This is a genomic window from Bosea sp. 29B, from assembly GCF_902506165.1.
Taxonomy (GTDB): domain Bacteria; phylum Pseudomonadota; class Alphaproteobacteria; order Rhizobiales; family Beijerinckiaceae; genus Allobosea.
This window is the reverse complement of the sequence record NZ_LR733817.1, coordinates 1,633,986-1,650,660: the sequence shown is the minus strand read 5'-3', so window position 1 is coordinate 1,650,660 and position 16,675 is coordinate 1,633,986. Positions and strand designations below refer to the sequence as shown.

Annotated in this window: 16 protein-coding genes, 1 tRNA gene and 1 pseudogene; 9 read left to right on the top strand and 9 right to left on the bottom strand. The window is 65.8% G+C overall.

Translation table 11 applies throughout. From position 1 onward, the window contains the following. Positions 1–119 precede the first annotated feature (119 nt). Positions 120–617, top strand: coding sequence for an Lrp/AsnC family transcriptional regulator (locus GV161_RS08070; protein WP_152015203.1), 498 nt, complete (start codon positions 120–122; stop codon positions 615–617). Positions 618–904: 287 nt separating this feature from the next. On the opposite strand, the gene GV161_RS08065 is transcribed toward GV161_RS08070, so the two are convergent. From GV161_RS08065 to GV161_RS08050, 4 genes are all read right to left on the bottom strand, one after another. Further along, positions 905–1,840 (bottom strand): serine hydrolase, encoded by a 936-nt coding sequence (locus tag GV161_RS08065; RefSeq protein WP_152015204.1) that lies wholly within the window; start codon positions 1,838–1,840, stop codon positions 905–907. A 36-nt stretch (positions 1,841–1,876) separates the two neighbouring features. Then, positions 1,877–2,689, bottom strand: coding sequence for an ABC transporter permease (locus GV161_RS08060; protein WP_152015205.1), 813 nt, complete (start codon positions 2,687–2,689; stop codon positions 1,877–1,879). Between the two features lie 4 nt (positions 2,690–2,693). Then, positions 2,694–3,629: an ABC transporter permease gene (locus GV161_RS08055; RefSeq protein ID WP_152015206.1), complete on the bottom strand. Its 936-nt coding sequence runs from the start codon at positions 3,627–3,629 to the stop codon at positions 2,694–2,696. 129 nt (positions 3,630–3,758) lie between these two features. After that, entirely contained in the window at positions 3,759–5,285 is a 1,527-nt protein-coding gene (locus GV161_RS08050; protein WP_244624133.1) for an ABC transporter substrate-binding protein, read from the bottom strand. Between the two features lie 120 nt (positions 5,286–5,405). On the opposite strand from GV161_RS08050, the gene GV161_RS08045 reads away from it, so the two are divergent. Next, a complete protein-coding gene (locus tag GV161_RS08045) occupies positions 5,406–6,281 on the top strand; it encodes a LysR family transcriptional regulator (protein WP_152015207.1) in 876 nt (291 codons plus the stop codon). After that, positions 6,278–7,165: a LysR family transcriptional regulator gene (locus GV161_RS08040; protein ID WP_152015208.1), complete on the top strand. Its 888-nt coding sequence runs from the start codon at positions 6,278–6,280 to the stop codon at positions 7,163–7,165. Before GV161_RS08045 ends, GV161_RS08040 begins: the two co-directional genes overlap by 4 nt. Before the next feature lie 195 nt (positions 7,166–7,360). Here GV161_RS08040 and GV161_RS08035 read toward each other — a convergent pair whose 3' ends face one another. Continuing rightward, positions 7,361–7,906, bottom strand: a complete 546-nt coding sequence (locus tag GV161_RS08035; RefSeq protein WP_152015209.1) for a cupin domain-containing protein — start codon at positions 7,904–7,906, stop codon at positions 7,361–7,363. 151 nt (positions 7,907–8,057) lie between these two features. On the opposite strand from GV161_RS08035, the gene hisD reads away from it, so the two are divergent. The 6 genes and pseudogenes from hisD to GV161_RS08005 all read left to right on the top strand — a co-directional run. Further along, the gene (gene hisD, locus GV161_RS08030) at positions 8,058–9,365 is read left to right on the top strand and encodes a histidinol dehydrogenase (RefSeq protein ID WP_152015210.1); all 1,308 of its coding nucleotides are present in this window, start codon (positions 8,058–8,060) and stop codon (positions 9,363–9,365) included. 176 nt (positions 9,366–9,541) lie between these two features. Beyond that, positions 9,542–10,543 carry an ABC transporter substrate-binding protein gene (locus GV161_RS08025; protein ID WP_244624197.1) on the top strand — a complete coding sequence of 334 codons (1,002 nt, stop codon included), beginning with the start codon at positions 9,542–9,544 and terminating at the stop codon, positions 10,541–10,543. A 72-nt stretch (positions 10,544–10,615) separates the two neighbouring features. After that, positions 10,616–11,710 (top strand): ABC transporter ATP-binding protein, encoded by a 1,095-nt coding sequence (locus GV161_RS08020; protein ID WP_244624134.1) that lies wholly within the window; start codon positions 10,616–10,618, stop codon positions 11,708–11,710. Continuing rightward, positions 11,707–12,879: an ABC transporter permease gene (locus GV161_RS08015; protein WP_152015212.1), complete on the top strand. Its 1,173-nt coding sequence runs from the start codon at positions 11,707–11,709 to the stop codon at positions 12,877–12,879. The genes GV161_RS08020 and GV161_RS08015 overlap by 4 nt, the downstream gene beginning before the upstream one ends. After that, positions 12,876–13,721: an ABC transporter permease gene (locus GV161_RS08010; protein ID WP_152015213.1), complete on the top strand. Its 846-nt coding sequence runs from the start codon at positions 12,876–12,878 to the stop codon at positions 13,719–13,721. The genes GV161_RS08015 and GV161_RS08010 overlap by 4 nt, the downstream gene beginning before the upstream one ends. A gap of 147 nt (positions 13,722–13,868) precedes the next feature. Then, positions 13,869–14,009, top strand: a pseudogene (locus tag GV161_RS08005) (transposase); the annotation flags it as partial. 232 nt (positions 14,010–14,241) lie between these two features. On the opposite strand, the gene GV161_RS08000 reads toward GV161_RS08005, so the two are convergent. The 4 genes from GV161_RS08000 to GV161_RS07985 all read right to left on the bottom strand — a co-directional run bounded on the left by GV161_RS08000 (position 14,242) and on the right by GV161_RS07985 (position 16,646). Beyond that, positions 14,242–14,318: transfer RNA gene (locus GV161_RS08000), tRNA-Arg, on the bottom strand. Positions 14,319–14,458: 140 nt separating this feature from the next. Continuing rightward, complete coding sequence (gene hisE, locus GV161_RS07995; RefSeq protein ID WP_152015214.1) at positions 14,459–14,875, bottom strand: phosphoribosyl-ATP diphosphatase; 417 nt, start codon at positions 14,873–14,875, stop codon at positions 14,459–14,461. Positions 14,876–14,937: 62 nt separating this feature from the next. Further along, entirely contained in the window at positions 14,938–15,441 is a 504-nt protein-coding gene (locus GV161_RS07990) for an RNA pyrophosphohydrolase (RefSeq protein ID WP_152015215.1), read from the bottom strand. Next, complete coding sequence (locus tag GV161_RS07985; protein ID WP_152015216.1) at positions 15,438–16,646, bottom strand: divergent polysaccharide deacetylase family protein; 1,209 nt, start codon at positions 16,644–16,646, stop codon at positions 15,438–15,440. Before GV161_RS07985 ends, GV161_RS07990 begins: the two co-directional genes overlap by 4 nt. Positions 16,647–16,675 lie beyond the last annotated feature (29 nt).

Genomic DNA, 16,675 nt, shown 5'->3' with positions numbered 1-16,675 from the left:
TCGAGCTAATTCCGACGAATTGCGGTGAGACTGCTGTCAATTTCGTCGGATTCAAGCGACGAATGCGGATATTGTACCAGTATCATGCGCAAGCGCGGCCGTAGCCGCAGGAACACACTATGGCTCTAGATCATCTGTCGCGTGTCCTTTTGTCCGAACTCGTCGAAGATGGCCGCGCCAGCCATACCAAGCTCGCCGAGCGCATCGGCTTGTCCGCCACAGCCGTGGCCCGACGACAACGCGCCTTGGAGGAGGAGGGCGTGATCGTCGGCTATCACGCGCTATTGAGCCACAAGGTGCTCGGTCTAGGGGTAACCGTTATCATCAGATTGGCTCTGAACAGCCAGAGCGAAGACGCCCTTTCCGCATTCGAAAAGGCCGTCGCCAAATGCCCCTCGGTTCTGAGGTGTTTCCTAATGTCGGGAGAGGACGATTATTTGCTCACTGTCGTCGCCCGAGACGTCGAGGACTTTGAGCATGTTCACAAGACGCAATTGTCCCGACTGCCGCACGTTGCGCGGATCCAATCAAGCTTTGCGCTCCGTCAGGTCATAGAGAGGCCCGTGCTACCTCCGCTCCAATCAGGAGAGGGGCGCCACGGCCAAGCCGACCGATAGCGAAGGACGCCCCGGCAGATGACGTGACTTGCCAACGGTTCTCAAGCGCGCCGGGCTGGACCTCCTGAAGCCTGGGTCTGCCGCCAACCGCGACGTCCGAGCCAGTGACGAGCCCATCCTTTCAATGGAGCGCCGGACGGCCGGCCCGAAAACTCGCGCTGCAAAGGGGCACGGTCGAGTAGCGCCACAACCGGACATTGAACCTCAGCCTGAACCGGACATTGCGAACTTTACGTCCCGAGGTCGGCGCTGAATAGGCGCCAGTCACTCCAGGGCAGCGGACGGCATCAGTGCCCTTCCCGCGCGAGGGTCGACGCCGCGGTTGCGACCAGCGCTCCGATCGCCGGCAGGAAGCCGTCATCCTCGGCGACGGCCTCGCCCTGGGTGAAGACCGTGAGCAGGAATTCCTGCCCGCCGGGCAGGATCGCACGCAGCGTGTCGTGCCGGCGGAAGGAGGCGCGGTCGTCGCCGAGCCAGCGCGTGCGCCCGGCCTTGGACCAGATCTGCGTGCCCTCGGGCAATGTGTCGCCGAGGTAGCCGAGCAGTTGATAGGCGCCGCGACCGCGGTCCGGATCGTTGGCGTCGCGGGCGAGATGGTCGCGGACGACGGCACGGCGCGCCGGCGGCAACAGGGCGGAGTCGTTGAAGATCTCGTGCATCAGCCGCGCCATCGCGATCGGGGTCAGGCAGTTGTGGCCGGCGGGCGAGCGGTCGAGCGCCATCTTCTCCCGGCCATAGCGCAGATCGTCCATCAGCTTCTGGTTGAGATTGATGCCGGTGAGCTCCGGCCAACCGAGCCCGGCGAATATCCGATTGATCTCCTCGCGGCGCTCGCACCAGGCGTTCATCTCCTGATCGTCCAGCAAGGTGTCGCCGGTCGTGCCTGTGAGCAGGTCAATGATGTAGTTCGTCGCGGAATTGGACGACCACAGGATCATGTCGCGCATGGCACGATCGAGCTCGCCATGGGCGGAGAGCCGCCCGTCCTCAAGTCGCAATTGCGCGGCGACGAGATGGAACACCTTCACCAGTGAGCAGGGATATGCGCGCCAGTCGGCCCGCAATGCCGCGCCTTGCGCCCTGCCGCCCGCCTTGCCGGGCTGGGTCAGCACATAGGCGAACTGCTCGAAAGGGATGCCGCGCGCGGCATAGATCGGCGCGGCATGGGCTTCGATCAGCGCGCCGATTCGCTGCAGTTCGGCATTTTCGGTGAAGAAGCTCATGGCCGTCTCGCGAAACAGGGCGGAAAGGAAGGCGCGTCAGCCCTTGGGGCGCAGCGCGGTGTCGAGGCCCTCGCCGATCAGGGCGAAGGTCACGCCGGTGTAGACGATGGCGAGTCCGGGAGCGGTCGCGATCCACCAGGCGTCGAACAGGAACTGGCGCCCGTCGGCGATCATCAGCCCCCATTCCGGCGTCGGCGGCTGGATGCCCAGGCCGAGGAAGGAGAGCGAGGTCACGGCCAGGATCGTCAGCACGACGTCGGCCATGGCGAAGACGATCGCGGGCGTGACCGCATTGGGCAGGATATGCGCGGTGACGATGCGGCGATCGGTCGAGCCGAAACTGCGCGCCGCCTGGACATATTCGAGCTCGCGCAGCACCAGCACCTCGCCGCGGGTGATGCGTGCGAAGGAAATCCAGTTCACCAGCAGGAAGGCGAGATAGAGATTGGCCTCGCCGGGCCCGAGCACGCCGACGATGGCGATCACCAGAACATGGAACGGGAAGGCCCAGAAGATGTCGGTGATGCGCATGATCACGGTATCGACCCGCCCGCCGACGAAGCCCGAGAGCGCGCCGATCGCGATGCCGAGGATGGCGGGCGCGGCGACGCAGATCAGCGCGACCCGCAGGTCGACCAGCCCCCCGGCCATGACGCGCGAGACGACGTCGCGGCCGAGATCGTCCGTGCCGAGCCAATGTTTCGCCGAGGGCGGCTGCAGCGTGTTGCCATAGTCGACCAGGAAGGGATCGTGCGGCGTCCAGACCTGCCCGAGCCCGACGAACAGGCACAGCAGCAGGAGCATGGCGAGGCCGACGAGGAGCGTCGGATCGAGGCGGCGCTTGCTCATCGCGTCAATCCAGCCGGATGCGCGGATCGGCCAGCGCATAGGCGATGTCCGTCGCGAGATTGATCAGCACGACCAGCACAGCGAAGACGATCGTCAGCCCCTGGATCATCGGATAGTCGCGGGCGAAGATCGACTCGACGAAGAGCGAGCCGAGCCCAGGCAGGGCGAAGACCGTCTCGATCACCACCGTTCCGCCGATCACCCAGCTCGTATGGGCGCCCAGCACCGAGATCGAGCTGATCAGCGCATTCGGCAGCACATGGACGCGCATGGTGCGGCCGATCGCATTGCCCTTGGCACGAGCCGTCGTGACATAGTCCGACCCGAGCACGTTGAGGATGCCGCTGCGCAGGCTGCGGATCGTCAGCGAGGCCGTCGCCAGAGCGATGACGAAGGCAGGCAGCGTCAGGTGATGCAGGCGCGAGAGGATGCCGGTGCCGTAGCCCGAGGTCGGAAACAGCGGCACCCAGATGGCGAGGACGACAACGAGCACGAGCCCAAGCCAGAAGGAGGGAATCGCGAGCAGTACGGTGAAGAGGAGCTTGATCAGGATATCGGGTGCCCGGTCGCGCCGGATCGCCGACCACAGCGCCAGCGGGATGGTCAGCACCACCGCGATCACGGTCGAATAAGCAACGAGCCAGAGCGTCGCCGGCAGGCGTTCCAGCACCAGCGCCATGACCGATTGGCCGTAGACGACCGAGCGCCCGAGGCTGCCGGAGAGGATGTCCCCGAGGAAGAGCAGATATTGCCGCCACAGCGGCAGGTCGAGCCCGAGCCGCTGCTTCATCGCCGCGATCTCGTCCGCGCCGCCGCGTGCGCCGAGAAGCAGCGTCGCCGGGTCTCCCGGCAACGCCCGCAGCAGGAAGAAGCAAGCCAACGTGATGCCGAACAGCACCGGGACGAGCTGGACGAACCGCTTGAAGATATAGGTCAGCATGGGGGCGGGCCTAGATCATCGCGCGTCCAAACGGACGCGACCACGATGATCTATCACATTGTTTTAGCATCGGATTCTTCCGAAAAGTGGTTTTCACTTTTTGGTCCGATGCTATAGGCCGCCCTCTCCTCACTTCAGCTTGACGTCTTCGAGGCGGAAATTGCCGGTCGGCAGTACCTCGAAACCGCTGACAGTGCTGCGATAGGCATAGGAGGTGCCGGGATAGAACAGGAAGATTGAGGGCGCACCGTCATGCGAGAGCTTGACCATCTCCTTGAACATCGCGCCGCGCTCCGGCCCGTCCTTGGTGGCGCGCTCCTTCTCGTAGAGCTCGTTGACACGCTCGCTCTTCCACTCGGTGTGATAGGAATTGGCGCGCTCCGGGTTGACGATCAGGAAGCCGGCCATCTGGTCGGGGTCGATCGTGTCGCTCGAGGCATATGAGATGGCCATCTCGTAGTCGCCGGCCTTGGTGGTCGACCAGTGCGTGCCGCCCTCGACCAGGCGGATCTCGGCGGTGACACCGATCTGCGCGAGCGCGCTCTGCAGCGCTTGGCCGAGCTGGCGATGCAGCGGCCGGCCGGAATGCACCAGCAGCGCGGCCTTGAAGCCGTCGGCATAGCCGGCTTCCTTGAGCAGCGCCTTGGCTTTGGCGATGTCATGGGTGTAGGGCTTAAGCTCGGGATCAGCATAGGCCATCAGCGGCATCGGCGAATTCGCCACCTTGCCGGCGCCATAGAGCAGGGCCTTGACCAGGCCTTCCTTGTCGATGGCGTAGTTCAGCGCTTGGCGAACACGGACGTCGTCGAACGGCTTCTTCTTGGTGTTCAGCAGCACGAAATCGGTGCGCAGCACATTGGCGACGGCAGTCTTGATGGTGCCGGCGCGGCCGAGGCTCTGCATCTGGTTGAGCGGAATCTCGAGGGCGGCATCGATCTCGCCGGCCTGCAGCTTCAGCACGCGGCTGTTGCCTTCGGGCAGGACGAGAATCTCGGCGCCGTCGAGGCTCGGCTTGCCAGCCTGCCAGTAATGGGCGTTCTTCTTCAGCGAGAGGCCCTGTCCCTTGTTCCAGGCCGCCACGGTGAAGGGGCCGGAGCCGAGCGGCTTCTCGAAGAACTTGTCGGGCGCCGCCTCGAACGCCTTCTGGGGCAGGATCGCCGAGGAGAACAAGGCGAGGTTGTTGAGCAGCGGCGTGAACACCGTCTTCAGCTTGAGCACCACAGTGCGCTCGTCCGGCGTCTCGATCGCATTGATCCCGGCGAAGAAGCGCTTCCAGCTCGACGCGTCGCTGCCGGCGCGCTTCAGCGAGAAGGCGACATCGGCGGCGGTGACGGGCGTGCCGTCCGAGAACTTCGCGGCCCTGAGCTTGAAGCTATAGGTCAGGCCGTCATCGCTGACCGTCCAGCTCTCGGCGAGACCGGGCTCCAGCTTGGTGGCATCCGTGCTCGGGCGCAGCAGGGTATCGTAGATCAGCAGCTGCGCGTGGATCGACGGGTTGTCGCTGGTCGCGATCGGGTCGAGCGAGACGAGGTCCTGCGTCTGCGCCAGCTTGAGAACGCCCTGCGCAAAGGCGCTGGAGGGCGCGACAGTCAGCGCCGGACCGAGAATGGAGAGGGCAAGCGCGGCAGCCGACACCATGGAGCGGAATGTGGTCATGGATATCCCCTGATCTTGGCCGCTCTGCCTCGGCGGCGGCAGCTTGCAACCTTCCATGGGCGCGCCTAGTCTCGCAAATGAAACATTCGGCAAGAATATCAACCAAATGGAATAGAGTGGATGAGGCTGGGCGCGCTGCAGGTGGTCGATGCCTTCGTCCGGCTCGGCGGCACGGGCGAAGCGGCACAGGGGCTGGGCGTCAGCCAGTCGGCCGTGATCAAGTCGTTGCGCCTGGCGGAAAAGGAGCTCGATCTCAGCCTCGTTGCGATCGTCCAGGGGCGGCTGACCCCGACACCCGAGGCGCTGGAATTGAACCAGCTCGCGCGGCCAGCCTTCGGCGCGTTGCGCCGGGCGCATCATGAAGCCGACATGATCCGCGTCGGCATGGCCGATCGCCTGCGGATCGCGACCGTGCCGGGCCTGGCGCACAGCATCCTGCCGCCCGCCATCACCGGCGCGCGCCGCGACCTGAGCGATCGGGCCGCCGTCGAAGTGATGTTCGACCATGTCCGCGATCACCTCAGCGCCAACGAAGTCGATCTCGCGATCTCCTACGGTCCGATGGCGACCGAGGGATTGCGGGATATCGTGCTGCGCAGCAGTCCGCTCGTCTGCGTGCTCGATGAGAGGCATCCGCTCGCCGCCCACGACAAGCTGTCGCGCGAGGCCCTCAAAGGCCAGCGCCTGATCAGCTACGGGCCCGACGGCATCAGCCTGGCCGACAGCTTTCAGGACGCACTGGGCCGGGTCGGCCTGTCAGACCAGATCGCGATCACCGTCCGTCATACGGACAGCGCCTGCCATCTGGCGCGCGAGGGCGTCGGCATCGCCGTCGTCGACGGCTTCGTCATCAGCAGCAGTCTGACGCAAGGGCTGGCGGTCCGTCCGCTCGATGAGAGCCCGCTTGTCACGGCCTTCGCACATCACCGCGACGGCGCGCCACTCGACCATGCTGCGCGCATCCTGCTGGAGCATCTCGTGGGAGCGGGCGGATGAAGGCATTGACGCCATCCCATGCGACGGTCCTGCGCACCGTCGACCGATGCGGCACCACAGTCGAGGCTGCCCGGCAGCTTCATCTGACGCAATCGGCCGTCAGCAAGATCATCGCCCGCAGCGAAGCGGCCCTCGGCGTCCCGGTCTTCGATCGCAGCGAGGGCCGCCTCGTCCTGCGTCCCGAAGCCCAGGGCCTGATGTCGGCGCTGGGGCAAGTCGAGGACGAATGGCGTGCCCTGCGTGGAGCCGTCGGCGACGTACGGTCCGGACGCGCCCTGCCGCTGCGGATCGCATCGACGCCCAGCATCGGCCAGGGCCTCATCGCGCAGGCGATCCGGCGGCTGGTGACGGACTATCCCGAGGCCCGCATCGAGCTGATCATGGGCGACGCGCCGACGGAGTTGTCGAAAGGCGCCGCCGATCTCGGCGTGATGTTCTCGCCCCGCGTCACCGACGACATCGCCCTGACGCCCTTCGCGCAGGCGTCGATCATCGCCCTGGTGCGCGAGGACGATCCGCTGGCGCGTCGCGGCCGGGTCAGCTTGCCTGAGCTCCGGAGCCATCGGCTGATCTGCTTCGATCGCGAGAAATCGCCGCTGGGCTGGCTGATCGCGCGCGCCCATGAGCAGGCTGGCCTCGACTATGCGCCCTTCATGACCGTGCCCTACAGCATTTCCGCTGCCCATCTGCTGGCGCGCCAAGGTGATGTCATCCTGATCGACAGCCTGCTGACTCAGGCCCAGCGCTTCGAGGGATTGGTCAGGCTGGATGTGACGCCGGAATTGCCGATCAGCATTTGCCTGATGACGGTGCGGAGCCGGCCTCTGACCCGACTGGCGGCGCGCTTCGTCGAGATACTCGTAGGCGACCGGAAGCCGAGCTAACTGACTTGTTACCCAGGTCGCCGCATCGAACTTTACCGGGACTGCGTTGCGCCAGAAGCGGACCCTGGCCTTCCGCCCGGACGCGGACATCCAGGAAAGAGCCTCGCGGCCCGGCTTCGCTCTCGGGCTATCCGACGACGACCGCCCCGTTAGCAGGTGTTCGCAAGAAGCGAGCTGACATGTGAGCCCGCCTTCCTAATAGGTGGGGGGCGTGATCGCGCTCACGATTTCGCTCGGCTCCTTCGAGGCGTTCCGGAATCGGTGCGGCTCTCGGCTGTCGAAATAATAACCATCTCCGGGCTCCAGGATCGATGTCCGGCCACCAACAGTCACCTCGACAGCGCCGCGGATGACCATGCCGCCTTCCTGGGCCGAGTGGGAGAAGGCCTCGCCTGTATCAGCTTCCGGAGCATAGGTTTCGTGCAGCATCAGCATTGATCGGTTGGGAAACCCCGATCCGATGACGCGATAGGATATGGCGTCAACCCGGCCGATCTCTGTCATGTCTGCCGCGCGGCAGAATGGATTCGGCGGCGAGACAGTCTGAAAATCCAGAAAAAAGCCCGACAGGGTCGTACCGAGCGCGTCGAGGACGGCATGCAGCGTGTCGAGTGACGGGCTGATCAGATCACGCTCGATCAGTGAAATCGAGGAATGCGAGATCCCGGACCGCAGCGCGACCGCGCGCACGCTCAATTTGCGACGCGAGCGCAATTCGCGAAGCCTGTCGCCGATTTTCATGGTCGCCCTTCGCCTCCGAGTGCCCCCTTCGCCAGCCCCCACATCTAGCGCGAATGGTGAATATCCTCAACATGAGCGCCGCGCCGTCTTGCGTGCTGCGTCGGAAGCGCCGCCAATGTCAGTGCTTCCCCACGACCCAGGCAGACCCTTCATGACGAAACTCGACCCACAGCTTGCAAGCCGGCTGACACACATCAAGCAGCCCGGCCGCAGCGCATGGAGCGACAATGCCCCGGTCGAGGCGACGGTGAAGCAGATCCTCGACGCGGTACGGCAATCGGGCGACGCGGCGCTGCGCCACTATTCCCGCCAGTTCGACAAGGTCGATATCGAGACGTTCGAGGTCAGCGCCAGGGAGCGCGAAGAGGCCGTCGCGGCGCTCGATCCACAGACCCGCGCCGACACCGAATTCGCGATCGAGCGCGTGCGATCCTTCGCCCAGGCGCAGCGCGACACGATCCTGCCGCTCGACGTCGAGCCGCTGCCCGGCCTGCATCTCGGGCACCGCATCATCCCGATTGCCCGTGTCGGCGCTTATGTGCCCGGCGGGCGCTACCCGCTGCTCTCGGCTCCGATCATGACGATCGTTCCGGCGAAAGTCGCCGGTTGCGACGAGGTCATCGCCTGCCTGCCGCCGGGCGCGCATCAGGCGATGATCGCCGGCTGCCACCTCTCGGGCGCCGACCGCATCTTCCGCGTCGGTGGTGCGCAGGCGATCGCCGCCATGGCTTACGGTACTGAGAGCATTCCGGCGGTCGACAAGATCGTCGGGCCGGGCAACGCCTATGTGAACGAGGCCAAGCGCCAGGTGTTCGGCCTCGTCGGCATCGACCAGCTCGCCGGCCCCAGCGAAATCTTCGTCGTCGCCGACGACACGGGCGACGCGGTCACCATCGCTGTCGACCTCCTTGCCCAAGCCGAGCACGATGTCCGCACGCGCGTCGGCCTGATCACGACCGACCGCGTGCTCGCCGAGGCAACGCTGGCCGAGGTCGAGCGCCAGCTCGGCAATCTCTCGACCGCGGGCGTGGCAGCCGAGGCCTGGCGCGACTATGGCGAGATCGTCATCTGCGAAGACGAGGCCGCGATGCTGGCCTATTCCGACCACATCGCCGCCGAGCATCTCGAGGTCCACACCAGCGATGCCCAGGCGACCGCTGGTAAACTGCGCAATTACGGCTCGATCTTCATCGGCGTCGCAGCCAGCGTGGTCTATTCCGACAAATGCTGCGGCACCAACCACACGCTGCCGACGATGGCGGCCGGACGCTATACCGGAGGCCTCTGGGTCGGCTCCTATCTCAAGACCTGCACCCATCAATGGCTGGACGAGCGCGGTGTCGCGGCGGTCGCGCCGCCTGCCATGCGCCAGAGCGCCAGCGAGGGGCTGGAGGGCCATCGTCGCGCCGCCGCTCTGCGGCTGGCTCCCGCGCAATTGCTGCAGGAGATCGGTGCCTGAATTCGACGGACAGGTCTGCGGAAGCTCTGGCGCGAAAACGCGATCGGGGTTCCAATGATCGGCAAGGACTGGTTCGGCGTTCGCGAGGGGCGAATCCCGGGACGGCAAACACAAGGGAGACCAACATGGCCAATTTCAAACAGGTGATAGGCTCCGCCGGCCTTGCGGCGGGGTTGATGCTGTCGGCCGTCGGGGCCGCTTCCGCGCGCGACCTCACCGTCGTGTCCTGGGGCGGAAACTACCAGGACGCGCAGCGCAAGATCTATTTCAAGCCCTTCGCCGACAAGACCGGCAAGCCGGTGCTCGACGAATCCTGGGATGGCGGCGTCGGCGTCGTGCAGGCCAAGGTCAAGGCTGGCGTGCCGAACTGGGACGCCGTGCAGGTCGAGGCCGACGAACTCGCGATCGGCTGCGCCGACGGCATCTACGAGAAGATCGACTGGGCCAAGCTAGGCGGCAAGGACAAGTTCCTCGACAGCGCGGTCAGCGATTGCGGCGTCGGCGCGATCGTCTGGTCGACGATGCTGTCCTATGATTCCGATAAGCTGAAGACGGCGCCGACCTCCTGGGCCGATTTCTGGGACACCAAGAAATTCCCGGGCAAGCGCGCCCTGCGGCGCGGCCCCAAATACGCCCTCGAATTCGCTCTGATGGCTGATGGCGTTGCTGCCAAGGACGTCTACGCGACTCTGCGGGCCGCCGGCGGCGTCGATCGCGCCTTCAAGAAGCTCGACGAGATCAAGGGTGACATGATCTGGTGGGAATCCGGCGCCCAGCCGCTTCAGCTCCTGAAGTCCGGCCAGGTCGTGATGACCTCGGCCTATAACGGCCGCATCAGCGGCATCAACAAGACCGAGGGTACCAAGTTCAAGACCGTCTGGCCCGGCAGCATCTACGCCGTCGACAGCTGGGTGATCCTGAAGGGCAGCCCGAACAAGGATGCGGCGATGGATTTCATCGCCTTCGCCAGCCTGCCCGAAAACCAGTCGAAGCTGCCGCAGGACATCGCTTATGGCCTGCCCAACAAGGCTGCTGCCGCGGCAGTGCCGGCCGATCTTGCGGCTGATCTGCCGACCTCGCCCGCCAATCTCTCGGGCGCGATCTCGATCGATATCGACTTCTGGAACGATAACATCGAGGACCTGACCAAGCGCTTCAACGCCTGGCTCGGCAAGTAGTCCAAGCCTCAAGGCTTGGCGCAAGCCGAGACGTATGGTCACAATGGCTGGCGCATCGCGCCAGCCATTCAGGTGAAGGACTTCCATTTGCCCGGTTCGGCAGCGTTCATCCGGTTCGAAAACGTCAGCAAGGCGTTCGGAACGGCCAAAGTCGTCGATGCGCTCGACCTCCATGTCAGGCAGGGCGAATTCGTCAGCCTGCTCGGCCCGTCCGGCTCGGGCAAGACCACGCTCCTGATGATGCTGGCCGGGTTCGAGGCGCCAACGGGCGGCGCGATCCATGTCGATGGCAAGCGCGTCGAACGGCTGCCGCCCTACAAGCGCGACATGGGCGTGGTGTTCCAGAATTACGCGCTCTTCCCACATATGACAGTCGCGGAGAACATCGCTTTCCCGCTGAAGATGCGCGGTGTCGGCAAGGCGGAGCGCGAGGCGCGGGTGACACGCGCGCTCGATCTCGTCCAGCTCGGCCATCTCCAGGATCGCAAACCCGCGCAGCTTTCAGGCGGCCAGCAGCAGCGCATCGCTCTCTCGCGCTCGATCGTCTATGAGCCGAAAGTCGTGCTGATGGACGAGCCGCTCAGCGCGCTCGACAAGCAGCTGCGCGAGCATATGCAGCTCGAAATCCGCGAGCTGCACCGCAAGCTCGGCCTGACCGTCATCTTCGTGACCCATGACCAGGGCGAGGCGCTCACCATGTCCGATCGCGTCGCGGTGCTGAACCGCGGCAAGATCGAGCAGCTCGATACGCCGGCCGGCCTTTATGATCGCCCGCGCACGCGCTTCGTCGCCGAATTCATCGGCGAGACCAACCTGCTCGCAGGTACCGTCTCAGCCCGGACGGACGGCGTTGCCACGGTCGCCCTCGCCAATGGCGGCTCGGTCTCCTGCACCGCGCCTGATGGGTTCGCCGCCGGCAGCCCGGCCCTCGTCTCGATCAGGCCGGAAATGCTGCATCTCGGCAACGACCCGGCAGCCCTGAACGCGCTGCCGGTCACGGTCGAGGACGACGTCTACCACGGCGACCATGTCCGCGTGCATCTCTCCTGCCAGGGCCAGGGCCAGCGCCTCGTCGCCAAGGCCGGACGCCGCGACGTCGTCCTGCCCGTCGGCTCGCAGGCTTTCGCCAGCTTCAACCGCGACGATTGCACGCTGGTGGCGCCATGACCGTTGCGCGCCTGAAGGCGTCGCTCCTCGTCCTGCCGCTGATCGTCTTCCTCGGCCTGTTCTTCGTCTGGCCGCTCTGGATGATGATCGCAACTTCTGTGCAGGGCGGCACGGTGCGCCTGACCTTCCCGGCAACGGCCGTGGCGATCGCGCAGTGGAACGGCGACGGCCTTCCCTCTCCGGAAGTTCAGGCGGCGCTGATCCAAGATCTGCGCGCCGAGGTCGTGCAGGAAGTCTTCGGCGACGCCGTGCGCAGCCTGAACAGCCAGCAGGCGGGCTTCCGCACCTTGCTGCCGCGCACCGTCACCGCGCTGCGCAATGCCGGTGCCGACGCCGCCCCCAAGCTCGAAAGCATCGATCCGCGCTGGGGCCAGCCGCCCTTCTGGCTCGCGCTGAAGCGCGGCATGCCGCCCTATACCGACGCCAATCTGCTTGCCGCCGTCGATCTCAAGCGCAGCGATGACGGCACGATCGCGCATGTCGCGCCGGATATGGCGGTCAACCGCGCGATCATGCTGCGGACCTTCATCATCGCGGCCCAGGTGACGCTGGCCTGCGCCGCGATTGGGCTGCCCTTCGCCATGCTGGCGGCGAGCCTGGTTGGCTGGAAGCGCAACCTGCTGCTGCTGGCGGTGCTGCTGCCGCTCTGGACCTCGTTGCTGGTCCGCACCGCCGCCTGGATGATCCTCCTGCAGGATCAGGGGCTGATCAATCAGATCCTGAAGGCCCTCGGCCTGATCGATGCCTCGCTGCCGCTGATCTACAACCGCACCGGCGTGCTGATTGCCATGACGCATGTGCTTCTGCCATTCATGGTGCTGCCGATCTATGCCAGCCTGATCGCGATCCCGCGCAACCTGATGCCGGCGGCCGCCGCGCTCGGCGCCCGCCCCTTGCAGGCCTTCCGGCATGTCCTGCTGCCGCTGGCGATGCCCGGCCTGCTCTCGGGCTCGCTGCTCGTCTTCATGGTGGCGCTCGGCTACTACATCACGCCGGCGCTGACCGGCGGCGCCGGCGACCAGATGATCTCCTCCGTCATCGCCTTCTACGCCACCGGTACTGCCAATTGGGGCATGGCCGGCGCTCTTGGACTGTTCCTGCTGGTGCCGACGACGGTGCTCTATATCGTCTATGGCCGGCTCTCGCGCACCCCCCTGGGGCAGGCATGAGCGCGGTTTCGCCAAGCCTCGCGGGCACACCCGGTGCGCTCGCCTTCGGTGCGGTGCGGCTGGCTTTCGCGGCGCTGGTTGTGGCGTTCCTGCTGCTGCCTCTGGTCGCGATCCTGCCGCTCGCCTTCACCGACAGCGTCTTCCTGACCTATCCGATCAGCGGTCCCTCACTACGCTGGTTCGAGACGCTGGCGACCAGCGACGCCTGGAAGCGCTCGATCGTCAATTCGCTGATCATCGGCTCCGGCGCGACGGTTCTCTCCACGGTGGTTGGAACGCTTGCCGCGCTCGGCCTGCGGCGCGAGCTCGTGCCGTTCTCCGGCGTGCTACGCTCGATCTTCCTGCTGCCGATGGTGGTGCCGGCCGTGGTGCTCGGCGTCGGCATGCAGATCCTCTATGCCCGCATGGGCCTGGCGAGCAGCTATCTCGGCGTGATCGTCGCCCATGCGGTGCTCTGCGTGCCGTTCGTGCTGGTCAACGTCTCAGGCTCGCTTGCGAGCATCGATCCGGCGCTGGAGAAGGCGGCCTCGAGCCTGGGTGCGCCGCCAACCGCGGTCTTCCGCAATGTGACCCTGCCACTCGCCATGCCTGGTATTCTCACTGGCGCGGTCTTCGCCTTTGCGACCTCGCTCGACGAGGTCGTGATCACGCTTTTCGTCGCCGGTCCCAACCAGACGACCATGGCGCGCCAGATGTTCGCCTCGATACGCGAGAACATCAGCCCCGCCATCGCGGCCGCCGCGTTTGTCATCATCGTCCTGACCTTCGCGCTGCTCCTTGTCGTGAAGGGAGCTTCGCTGTTCCAGCCGCAGCGCAACAAGCAACGACCTCAGCAAAAATAGATTGTTGAGGAACCGTCGCGGCCGGGTGCAAATGCGCCGATTGCCGACGTTGAGACGCCGCCAGAAGCGGACATTGCCTTTGGAGCAACAAAGGCCAGTTTACGACCCAACTACGAGATTCGTGGAGGCGCTGGGGCGGCAGTGCCTTCTGGCCGTGACAACCGCATGTTCGTCGAGGCGGTGTTGTGGATCGTGCGCGCTGGCTCGCCCTGGCGCGACTTGTCCGAAGCGTTTGGCGACTGGAACAGTGCCTTCCACCGCTTCAGCCGCTGGAGCCACAAGGGCGTCCCTGCCTGACCTCACGGCAAACCAGTCAGGAGCTTCAATGTCTTCAGTGAACCAATCGCCGAAGAGGCTGAGCAGCCCACCTAGATCAAGGGACAGCTCGCTAGGTTGCTGGTGTTCCAATGGAGCACCGGCATCGATGGCACGGTTCTCATGGTGGACAGCATGTGGATGGCAAACGATAAAGCCCGCCGGAGAGGCGGGCTCTAATACAAGTTAAGTTTTTGAAAGAAAATGGCGCGCCCGAAAGGATTCGAACCTCTGACCCTCAGATTCGTAGTCTGATGCTCTATCCAGCTGAGCTACGGGCGCGTGGCAGCGAAACGGTCTTGAAGGCCGTCATCGGCTGACGGATGCGGATTTAACGGCTCCCGCTGTGCTTGGCAAGCCCGATTTGCCGACTTCCTTCGCTTTCTTGTCGAACCTTGTGACAAGCGGTGGCGAAGGGACTTTCAGCCCCGCTTGTTGCGCAGGAGCAGCGACTGCAAGGCATCCTGTCCTGCCCCTTCATCGCTCGCCCCGCTGTCCGGCGCAGCCAAATGGCGGCCGCCATGCCGCGATTTCGGCAGTTTCTCGGCGATGCCGTAGAGCTCCTCGCGCCGGTCCATCTCGCGCCAGACTTCGCCGGGCGTGATGCCGAGCTCGCTCCAGAGCACGACGAGATTGTAGATGAGATCGGCGCTTTCGCGGACCACCGCCGGGCGATTGTTCTGCACCGCCTCGATCCCGACCTCGACCGCTTCCTCGCCGAGTTTCTTGGCCATTTTCGGCGTGCCTTCGCGGATCAGCTTGGCTGTTCGCGACAAAGCAGGGTCGCGGCCGCGGGCCGAAAGCACGGCCGCGTAGAGTTTCTGCACCGAATCGGTCATCGATCCAGAATCGGGCCGCCATGTAAGGATTTCATGACGGTCCAGCCGCTTGCGCCGGGCGCTCATCGCGCGATACCCGCGAACTGGCGGACCACCTCACGGTAGACCTCGCGCTTGAACGGGATGATCAGCTCCGCCGTCTCCGCGAGCGGCACCCAGCGCCAGGCGTCGAATTCGGGCTTGTGGCCGCCGCCGGGGCTCTGGATGTCGATCTCGCTCTCGTCGCCATCGAAGCGGAAGGCGAACCATTTCTGTGATTGGCCCCGATATTTGCCGCGCCAGGCCTCCCTGCCGATCTCGCGCGGCAGATCGTAGCTCAGCCAGTCCGGCGCTTCGGCGAGTAGGGACACCGAAGAGACATTGGTCTCCTCGCGCAGTTCGCGGTAGGCCGCCTCGATCGGCTGCTCGCCGGCATCGATGCCGCCCTGCGGCATCTGCCATTCATGACCGGGCGCGGTGTGCTCGCGCTGACTGCGATTGGCCCTGCGGCCGACGAAGACGAGCCCGGCCGGGTTGAACAGGGCAAGGCCGACGCAGGGGCGGTAGCCGGCGGGCGGTTTTGTCATCGCAGCGAACCGGTGGTGGAGGGGTTGCGGAAGCCGCGGGCGGCGCTGACGGGTACGAGGACCAGGTTCTTGCCCTCGAGCGTGCGGGCCCAGCGAGTGATGCGCTCGACCGTGACGGGCAGGGCGCTGGCGGTGGCGACGGCCGCGCCCTGGTCGCGGGCGAGCGTCTCGAGGCGCTGCAGCTCCTTGTCGATGGTCTCAGGCCGCGGGACGGTATCGAGCGAAAGATCGGCCTTGAGCGCCGGGATCCGCGCGCGCGTCGCTGCGGAAGCGAGCAGGCTGCGCGGCGAGGAGCCGTCGTCGACGACCATCAGCCCGCGTCCGGCGAGCTCGCGCAGCAGCGGCGTCAGGGCCATGTCGTCGGCGGTGAGGCGGCCGCCGAGGAAATTGACGATGCCGACATAACCGGAGAAGCGGCCGAGCACCCATTGCAGCCGGTCGAGATTGTCGTTGCCCTTCTGGCCGGTGAGGAGGGTATGCGGACCGGGATCGTTGTCGGGATAGTCGAACGGCTCCATCGGCACCTGCAGGAAGACCTCGTGGCCTTCACCGCGGGCGCGCTGGACCGTCTTCTCCAGCTCGGCGCCATAGGGGGCGAAGGCGAGTGAGACGGGGCCTGGCAGGCGCGCGATCGCCTCGCTGGTCGAGCTCTGGCTGATGCCGAGCCCGCCGACCAGGATGGCGATCCGGCCGGCCGGCTTGCCGGCGGGGGCAGGGCCGAGCGGGCGGGCATAGACCTGCGCCGGCGCTGCGCCATCCGGGCCGATCTTCGGCAGGAGGCCGTGCCGGGTGCGCTCGACCAGGCGCTTGTCCGGCGCCGGAGCGAGCTTGACCGTGCCATCGTCGGGGACGGTGATGATGATAGCGCCGGGCGCGTCCGAACCCGGGCGGACGACGGTGACGCCGGATTCGGTTTCGAGCTGGCTGGCGCTGGCCGGGCCGCGCCGGTCATCGCGCTGGGTGGGCTCGGGCGGAGCCTTGGCGATGTCGGGTGCGACAGGGCGCTCGCGGATCATCGCAGTCGCGATCGGTTCGCCGCCATTGGGATCGCGTTTCAGCGCCGCGTAGAGGATGAGACCGACGAAGAGAGCCGCCAACCCGCCGGTCAGGCCACGCCAGAGCCAACGCCCATAGGGCTTCGGCGCGCGCGTGCGCTTCGCCTGCCCGAGCGGCTGGTCGAGTTCGCTGAGCGGCAATCCGGCCAAGAGGCGCCGTCCTCTTCGACGTCACAACA

What these genes read in the sequence shown, in the direction of transcription:
- GV161_RS08065 (WP_152015204.1), bottom strand. Translation starts at nt 1,840, where the DNA reads ATGAGCTTCTTCACCGAAAATGCCGAACTGCAGCGAATCGGCGCGCTG.
- GV161_RS08040 (WP_152015208.1), top strand. Translation starts at nt 6,278, where the DNA reads ATGAAGGCATTGACGCCATCCCATGCGACGGTCCTGCGCACCGTCGAC.
- GV161_RS08025 (WP_244624197.1), top strand. Translation starts at nt 9,542, where the DNA reads ATGCTGTCGGCCGTCGGGGCCGCTTCCGCGCGCGACCTCACCGTCGTG.
- GV161_RS08055 (WP_152015206.1), bottom strand. Translation starts at nt 3,629, where the DNA reads ATGCTGACCTATATCTTCAAGCGGTTCGTCCAGCTCGTCCCGGTGCTG.
- hisD (WP_152015210.1), top strand. Translation starts at nt 8,058, where the DNA reads ATGACGAAACTCGACCCACAGCTTGCAAGCCGGCTGACACACATCAAG.
- GV161_RS07990 (WP_152015215.1), bottom strand. Translation starts at nt 15,441, where the DNA reads ATGACAAAACCGCCCGCCGGCTACCGCCCCTGCGTCGGCCTTGCCCTG.
- GV161_RS08035 (WP_152015209.1), bottom strand. Translation starts at nt 7,906, where the DNA reads ATGAAAATCGGCGACAGGCTTCGCGAATTGCGCTCGCGTCGCAAATTG.
- GV161_RS08010 (WP_152015213.1), top strand. Translation starts at nt 12,876, where the DNA reads ATGAGCGCGGTTTCGCCAAGCCTCGCGGGCACACCCGGTGCGCTCGCC.
- GV161_RS08050 (WP_244624133.1), bottom strand. Translation starts at nt 5,285, where the DNA reads ATGACCACATTCCGCTCCATGGTGTCGGCTGCCGCGCTTGCCCTCTCC.
- GV161_RS08070 (WP_152015203.1), top strand. Translation starts at nt 120, where the DNA reads ATGGCTCTAGATCATCTGTCGCGTGTCCTTTTGTCCGAACTCGTCGAA.
- hisE (WP_152015214.1), bottom strand. Translation starts at nt 14,875, where the DNA reads ATGACCGATTCGGTGCAGAAACTCTACGCGGCCGTGCTTTCGGCCCGC.
- GV161_RS08015 (WP_152015212.1), top strand. Translation starts at nt 11,707, where the DNA reads ATGACCGTTGCGCGCCTGAAGGCGTCGCTCCTCGTCCTGCCGCTGATC.
- GV161_RS08060 (WP_152015205.1), bottom strand. Translation starts at nt 2,689, where the DNA reads ATGAGCAAGCGCCGCCTCGATCCGACGCTCCTCGTCGGCCTCGCCATG.
- GV161_RS08045 (WP_152015207.1), top strand. Translation starts at nt 5,406, where the DNA reads ATGAGGCTGGGCGCGCTGCAGGTGGTCGATGCCTTCGTCCGGCTCGGC.